This is a genomic window from Cytophagia bacterium CHB2, from assembly GCA_030263535.1.
In the GTDB taxonomy this organism is placed as follows: Bacteria; Zhuqueibacterota; Zhuqueibacteria; order Zhuqueibacterales; family Zhuqueibacteraceae; genus Coneutiohabitans.
Genome location: SZPB01000309.1, coordinates 1 through 7727, shown reverse-complemented (window position 1 = coordinate 7727; position 7727 = coordinate 1). Strand labels below are relative to the sequence as shown.

Below are 7727 nucleotides of genomic sequence, written 5' to 3'. Positions count from 1 at the left end.
GAAGAAACACAACTCAGCGGTGTTTTTGGCATCTCCGCGCCTTCCGAACGTGACGTTGAGAAACAACAGAAGTTGTGGCGAATGGGCTTGTGGGCGGTGCTGGCGCTCTTGCTGTGTGAAGCGTGGCTTGCGAATCGTACACCGAGATGAAGCAAGCGGCAAGTACGGCGTTGGCAAAGCGTTCGAAATGATAACCCGTGTCGGGGAGGGCAAAAACCTGCTTGGCGTTGCATGAAATTTTCACGCTTGTTTCATAGGCTTCGTTATAAAATTTTTGCATCGTAATTCACCCGAACTCAGGATGAGGCCCGATTAAGCGGCGACCAACATGAATCACGTTTATCGAAATCTCGAAGAGAATTTGACCGCCGGTTTGCGCGCCTGGCGTCGCAGCCGTTTGCAACGCGGCGTGAGCATCGCCTTGCTGGGCTTGTTCGGTCTGGCCGCATTGGCCTTGCTGACAAGGCCTGTCTTCAACGCGGTTCCGGTGTTGTGGTGGATACTAGCGATTATCGGATTGGCGGCATGGGCGACGCTGGTGCTGCAATATTTGATTCTCCCCTTGCGCCGGCAGCCTACGCTGGCGCAAATCGCGCGTTATCTGGAGGAACGCAATCCGATTTTGGAAGATCGCCTGGCAACTGCGGTCGAGCTTGGCGCGCATACGGCTCCCGCGCCAGAAAATCCTTTGTGGCCTCGTCTGGTGCAAGAGGCGGCCGACGAAGCGGCGCGTTTGCATGTTCCGGAGCAACTGCAAATCCGTTTTGCGCAGTGGTGGCGCTTGCTGGCCGTTGCGGCTACAACCCTGGCAGTGCTGTTGCTTTTTCGCGCTGCCGATCTCTATCAAGGCTATTTTGCGAACTATTTTGAATCAAACGCGCCGGCCGCGCACGCGGTTGAAGCGCTGCAGGTGAAACCAGGCAACGCACGCGTGCCGCGCGGCGAAACCGTGGAAGTGATTGCGGAATCGCCGCACCTGGAGGCGAGTGAAGCCACGCTCTATCTCGAACAAGGGCCGCAATCCTGGCTGCCTTATGCCATGAGCTCGACCACCCAGCTCGGCAAATTCACCCACCAGCTCTTTGATGTGCTGGATACATTGCGTTATTATGTGCGGGTGAGCGACGAAATATCGCCGATCTTCACGATTATTGCCGTGGAGGCGCCGGAAATCAAAACACTGCGCCTGACCTACATTTATCCGCAAGAAATCGGGCGGCCACCTCTGACGGAGGAAAATGGCGGTGATGTTTACGCGCCGAACGGCACCGAGATACAAATCGAAGCAATCTCGACGCAGCCGTTGGCGAAAGCGGAATGGCGCTTGCATGCGGCCGATTTTCGTGAAATGGATTTACGCAACGATACGCTTGCCGTCGCAAGCTTTACCGTCACGAAAGACGGGCATTATGTTTTGCGCTTCACCAATAACGACGGCATGACCAACAAACCGGTGGAATATTTTATTCATGTTATGCCCGATGAGCCGCCGCAGATCACGATTACCCGTCCCGGGCGGGATTTACGGCCGACGATGCTCGAAGAAGTTCCCGTGGAAGTACGGGTGCGGGAAGATTACGGACTGAAACAACTCACGCTGATCTATTCGCATAACAACCAGCCGGCAGTGCGGCAGGATTTGTTAGGGCAAGCGGCGCGCACACAGCGGCCAAGCGGAACCAGCTCTGAATACATCGCGGGCACGCTTTTGTATTTGGAAGATCTCGGCGCGCGGCCGGGTGATTTTATCTCGTATTACTTCGAAGCGCACGATGCCAAACAGCAAGCCACGAGTGATCTTTTCTTCTTCGAAATTCGTCCGTTCGAAGAAGAATTTTATCGCGCGTTGAGTCAGGGCGGCGGCGGCATGCCGAGCGCCGGTTTGTCCATTTCACAAAAAGAGATTATTACGGCAACCTGGAAACTGGAGCAACGGCGCGCCACAACGTCAGAGCAAGAGTTGGCGCGCGGCAGTTCCGCATTGGCCGAAACGCAGGCCAGCCTGCAAGAATCCATCAGCCGCATGGCCGAGAATGCCCGCATGCGCGGCCAACTCACCGGCGAAGCCGGTGAGGGCAGCATGGTAACCTATCTTGAGAAAGCGGCAGAGGCCATGCAGCGAGCCGTGCCGTTGTTGCACGAAAAAAAGCTGGCGGAGGCGCTCGCGCCTGAGCGCGAAGCGTATCATTTTCTGCTGCAGGCCGATGCCGAATTACGCCGGCGCGAAATCATGCAAGGCTCAGGGTCAGGTTCGAGCTTCACGCAATTGCAAAGCCGTGAAGAGCTGGCGCAATTATTCAAAGAAGAATTAGACAAAATTCAATCGAAATACGAGACGCTGCAAAATCGCCAGCAACAGGAGAACGCCAGCAGCTTGAACGAAGCGCAGCAAAAAGTTCGCGAGCTGGCGCAACGCCAGGAACGGCTGGTGGATTTAAACCGCCAACTCAGTCGTGAAAACGCGTTGCCGCAGGAACGCAAGCGCCAAATCGAGCGCTTGCGACGGGAGCAGGAGCAGATCAACCGCGATCTGCAAAATCTCAACCGGCAGATGCGCCAACTGAGCAACGCCTCCGCTTCCGGCGAGCAGGCTGCACAGCAACTGCGCGAAAACCTGGAAAAAGCCGCAGAGGATTTGCAGCGTTCACTCGACAACTTGCGCCGGGACAATCCCTCGACGGCTGCAGCAGACGGCAACCGCGCGGTGGAAAGATTGCGCCGCTTGCAAGATCAATTGCAGCGCCAGCAATCCGGCTCGTTGCGCGACGAGATGAAACAATTGCGTGAAGACTTTCAGCAGCTTGCCGAGCAACAAGGCGACTTGCGCACAGCGCTGGAGCAACAGGGCGAGCAGATCGCGCCCGAGCAGCGCCAATCCTTCCAGGAACAGCAACGCGCCCTGCAAGAGCAAAGCGAGCAAGCCTTGCAGAATTTGCAGCGCCTGCAAGAGTCTGCGGCGGACAAATCCGAAAAGCCGGCGGTGGCGCGCGATCTGCGCAATCTCACGAATGATCTTGCGCAGCGCAGAATTCCCGAGCGCATGGAGCAGGCGGCGCAGGCGCTCGCGCAAAACGAAGTGCAACGCGCGCTGGCTGAACAGCATGAAGCCCGGCAAGCCCTGCTGCGCGCGGAAAAAGCATTGCAACAAAGCCTTTCGCAACTGTCAAGCAATCCCGATGAACAATTGGATCTGGCCTTGCAAGAGGCGCAACGCGTGCGCCGCGAGTTGGAGCGCGGGCTGGCGCAAAGCCGCGAAAACAATGCGCAAGCCGGAGGTTCGCCGTTAGGCCAGGGCCGCGCCCCACAACAAAATCAAAATACGCCTTCGCAGCAAGCCGGACAACCCGGAGACAATTCCAATTCGCCGGAGCAATTGCGCCCGGAAGATATGAATTGGTGGAATCAACAATTGTGGAGTGGCGCGCGCCAACTGGAGAATGTTGGGCAATTCATGCGCAACGACTCGGCTCTGGCAGATGATTATGCCCGGCTCATGCAAAATTATCGTGGCGTGTTGCGCAGTTTTCAGGGCGGTAACCCGCAGCGCCTGAGTGAAATCGAGCGCACGCTAATCGATCCGCTGCGCCGTTTCGAGGCGGAGCTGGCGGCGCGCCTGGCAACCCTGCAACTGCGCGAGCGCTTGCTGACGATTCGCGACGAGCGCGTTCCGCCGCAATACCGCAAAATGGTGGAAGAGTATTTTGAGAGATTGGCAAAAAGCAAACAACCGGCAACCAACAACCCGTAACCCGCATGTTCGACTTCTTTTTTAAATACAGCCCCGTCGTTTATGATCAGGGACAATGGCTGCTGCGCTGGCACCCCTCACTTCTGGTGCTGCTCCTGCTCGGCGTTGTGCTTTTGGCGTTGATCGGGTTGGCTTACCGCCGCACCACCACGCCGTTGCAACGCCATTGGCATGCAATTCTCATTGCTCTCCGGGTGCTTGCGATCGTACTGCTCGTTTTTTGTTTATTGGAGCCGGCGCTCTCCGTAACCACGGTGGTTTCACAGAAAAGCAGCGTCTTGCTGTTGCTGGATAATTCGCAAAGCATGTCGATCCCGGATGGCGAGGGCGGCCGGCGCCGAGTCGATCAGATTGCAGCCTGGGCCGGCTCGGAAACCGATGCTGCCAGCATCATCTCCCGCCTCAAGAAAAACTTCCGCGTCGAGGCGCAACAATTCAGCGCCAACGTTAGCCCGCTTGCCGACGCCAAACAACTGCGCGGCGAAGGCGAGAGCACGAACCTCGCGCAAGCGCTGGCATATGCAGCGCGGCAGGCGCAAATGGGCACGCTCTCGGGCGTCGTTCTCGTGAGCGATGGCGCGGCCTCGGCTGGCAATGATCCGCTGGAAGCTGCCCGCGATTTGGTGGCGGCCAAAGTGCCGCTTTTTACCGTGGGCGTTGGCACGAAAATCAATAATGACATTCAACTGGCGAAGGTTGATGCCGCGCGCTCCGTGCTGGAAAACGCCATGGTCGAGGTCAACACGTTGATCCAATCGCGCGGCTTCGCCGGCAGAAGCGTCGAATTGGAATTGCGCGAAGGCAACACCGTCATCAAACGACAGCCGGTGGTTTTGCAAGATCGCAGCACGCGCGCGAGCATGCAGTTTTCGCCGGGCCGGCAGGGTTTCGCCAAATACAGCGTCGCGATTGCGCAACAACCGAATGAACTGGTTGCCGCGAACAATCAAAAAAGTTTTCTGTTGGACAGCCGCAATCGCACGGCGCGCATTCTGTACGTCGAAGAACTGCATCCGTGGGAATACAAATTCATGGCACGCGCGCTGGAAGGCGATCAGACGCTGCAACTAACCTCTTTGCTCAAAACCGGACCGGAAAAATTTTTGCGTTTGGGTTTGCGCCATAGCAGCGAGCTGGCCGGCGGTTTTCCCAAAAATCGTCGCGAGTTGTTCGGCTATCAGGCCGTGGTTTTTGGCAGCGTGTCCTCGTCATTTTTCTCGCCGGAACAATTGCAGTTGGTCAGGGATTTTGTGGCCGAGCGCGGCGGCGGTTTCATGATGCTCGGCGGCCGCCATTCCTTTGGGCAGGGTGAATATCAACGCACGCCCATCGCGGAGTTGCTGCCGGTCGAGCTGCCCACATACGCCGCAACCGATGGCCGCGCGATTGCGCCGCAATTGCACGAAGAATTTCGTTTTCAACCGACGGCAGAATATCTGACCATGCCGTTGCTGCAATTGCACGGCGACCCGGTTGAGAACGCGCAGATTTGGGGCAGATTGCCGTTGCTGCAGGGTTATAATCCGCTCGGCGCTGCCAAGCCGGGCGCGACGATTCTCGCCGTACATCCGCTGCATCGCGAAGAGGCCCCGCGCATTTTGCTCGCAACGCAGCGCTTTGGCCGCGGCCGCACCGGCGTCTTGGCGACCAGCAGCACGTGGCGCTGGCAAATGCGCCTCGATCATCGCGATCAAACGCACGAACGCTTTTGGCGCCAACTCATGCACTGGCTCAGCCTGCAATCGCCTGAGCCGGTCACCGTCGAGTTGGACCGCGAAAGCTATTCGCCGGGTGAAGACATTGCGTTGCACATCGAAGTGCGCGACAGCGCGTTCACGCCCTATGAAAATGCGAATGTATCGGTTAAAATTACAGACGCCGCCAATCAAGCGGTTACCTTAACGGCGGGCGCAGATCTTTCCGCTGACAGCCGCGCCAAGTATCTCGCGCGCTACGAAGCGGCGCATGAAGGCCTGTATCGCGTTGAGATTTTGGCGCATGGCCGGCAAGGTCAGTTTCTCGGCAAAGCCGAAACCGCATTTTTTATCGAACCCTCGCAGGCGGAGCTGGCTAATGTCGATTTGCAAGCACCGCTTTTGCAACGCCTGGCTGAAATCACCGGCGGGCGTTATTTCCACCTCGACGAGTCGCAAGATTTGCCCGATGCCATCTCGGTTTCACGCAGTTCGTTTTCGAAATTGACGGAGCATGATATTTGGGATGCGCCCATCTTTTTTCTGATGATCGTGGCCCTGCTGGCAACGGAGTGGTTCATTCGCCGCGCCCGAGGTTTGTCCTAAAGCGAGGGCGTTGAACCTGAAATAGAAGTTTTCAAATTAGGCAAAAACCTCATGAAAAATCTTCCGCGGCCGGGATTCAAATCATTCCTCGGCGGGGTACTCCTGAGCATTACACTGGCGCCTTCTCCACAACTTTTGGCCGAAACGCGCGTCGTCATCATCGCGGGCAAGGGCGGCACAGAAGCTTACACCGAGAAATTCGGCCAGTTTGCCTTACAGCTTCATGACGCGCTCATTACTCAGCATAATTTTTCGCCGCGACAAATCACGCTTTTGGCAGAGCCTGCGGCGCAACTGCCGGCCACGACTTTGCCGTGCCGCTTCGAGCAACTCGAAAAAATATTTACAGAATTTTCAAGCTCTCTGACGCGCGACGACATGCTGGCTGTGATTCTCTTCGGCCACGGCAGCGATGACGGCGCATTTGCAAAATTCAATCTCGAAGGCCCGGATGTGCGCGACCTTGATTTCGCGCGTTGGCTCGAACGCCTGCCCTGCCGGCGCCAAGTTTTTGTCAACACCACGGCGGCGAGCGCAGGCTTTGTCGAGAAACTCAGCCGCGGTGAGCGCATTGTCATTACCGCGACGCGCAGCGCCGAGGAAAAATACACCACGGCATTTCCGGAATTTTTTGTGGAAGCATTCGTGAAACCGGCAGAGGCGGATCTTGACAAAGACCTTAAGGTTTCTTTATTAGAAGCATTCGATTACGCGCGCGATCGCGTTGTGCGCTTTTATGAACAAGCCAATCGCTTGCGGCCTGAACATCCGCTGCTCGATGACAACGCTGATGGCGCGGGCAGCGAAATGCCAAGCCTCAGCTTCGCGAGGGTTTCCGCCGGCGAGACGGCGTTGCAATCACCGGATGGCCATTTGGCGGCGCGCACGTTTTTGCTGCCGGATACCTCCGCGGAAATCCGCGCCGTAATACTTTCGCCGGGTGCAACCGGCCACCCGCTCGAGCAAACCAAACTCAAACTGCTTGCGGAAATTGAGGAACTCAAAGCTGCCAAAGCCAGCATGCCGGCGGCCGAGTATGAACGCGATATCGAAGCGCTTTTTATACGGCTGGCGAAACTCAATCGTGAGATCAAGGCCAGTAAACCATGAAAATTTTGATCAGGCTCGTGATAACCTCATGAACAAAAACTCGTGTCGAACATTTGCCCGCGCCTTATGCGCGGGATTTTTTTGCCTGCTGGCGACATGCAATAGCGCCTTTTCGTTTCAAATTCGCTTGCCGTATCTCAGCTTGCAGCCTTATGAAGACAATCCAATTCTGCGACCGCGCAATAATGATTGGGAAACCAAAGCCGTTTGCCAGCCGGCGGCAATCGTGAAAGACAGCACGGTTTACTTGTTCTATCGCGCCGAAGACAACAGCGGCGCCGGTTTGTGGAACGGAACTTCACGCATCGGGATGGCAACCAGCGCGGACGGCATTCATTTCACACGCGCGCCCAAACCCGCAATTGTTCCAACGTATGATTATGAAATCCCCGGTGGTTGTGAAAACCCCCGTCTGGTCGAGATTGAAGGCGTGTACTACATGACTTACGCCGCGTTTGATGGCCATACCAGCCGCCTGGCTCTCACCTCGTCGCGCGATTTACAGCATTGGATCAAGCATGGTTTGATCTTCCCGGAAGCCTGCTGGACCTCGGCCGGCACGATCGTGC

General features: G+C 56.7%; 4 protein-coding genes. All 4 read left to right on the top strand.

Going from position 1 to position 7727, the window contains the following annotated elements; all coding sequences use genetic code 11:
• Nucleotides 1-328 precede the first annotated feature (328 nt).
• Nucleotides 329-3748 carry a hypothetical protein gene (locus tag FBQ85_22995; GenBank protein MDL1878011.1) on the top strand — a complete coding sequence of 1140 codons (3420 nt, stop codon included), beginning with the start codon at nt 329-331 and terminating at the stop codon, nt 3746-3748.
• Nucleotides 3749-3753: 5 nt separating this feature from the next.
• The gene (locus FBQ85_22990; GenBank protein ID MDL1878010.1) at nt 3754-6048 is read left to right on the top strand and encodes a VWA domain-containing protein; all 2295 of its coding nucleotides are present in this window, start codon (nt 3754-3756) and stop codon (nt 6046-6048) included.
• Nucleotides 6049-6099: 51 nt separating this feature from the next.
• Nucleotides 6100-7158 (top strand): hypothetical protein, encoded by a 1059-nt coding sequence (locus tag FBQ85_22985; protein ID MDL1878009.1) that lies wholly within the window; start codon nt 6100-6102, stop codon nt 7156-7158.
• A 28-nt stretch (nt 7159-7186) separates the two neighbouring features.
• Nucleotides 7187-7727: glycosidase (locus FBQ85_22980; protein ID MDL1878008.1), on the top strand; the 541-nt coding region annotated here is incomplete at its 3' end.

What these genes read in the sequence shown, in the direction of transcription:
- FBQ85_22995 (MDL1878011.1), top strand. Translation starts at nt 329, where the DNA reads ATGAATCACGTTTATCGAAATCTCGAAGAGAATTTGACCGCCGGTTTG.
- FBQ85_22990 (MDL1878010.1), top strand. Translation starts at nt 3,754, where the DNA reads ATGTTCGACTTCTTTTTTAAATACAGCCCCGTCGTTTATGATCAGGGA.
- FBQ85_22985 (MDL1878009.1), top strand. Translation starts at nt 6,100, where the DNA reads ATGAAAAATCTTCCGCGGCCGGGATTCAAATCATTCCTCGGCGGGGTA.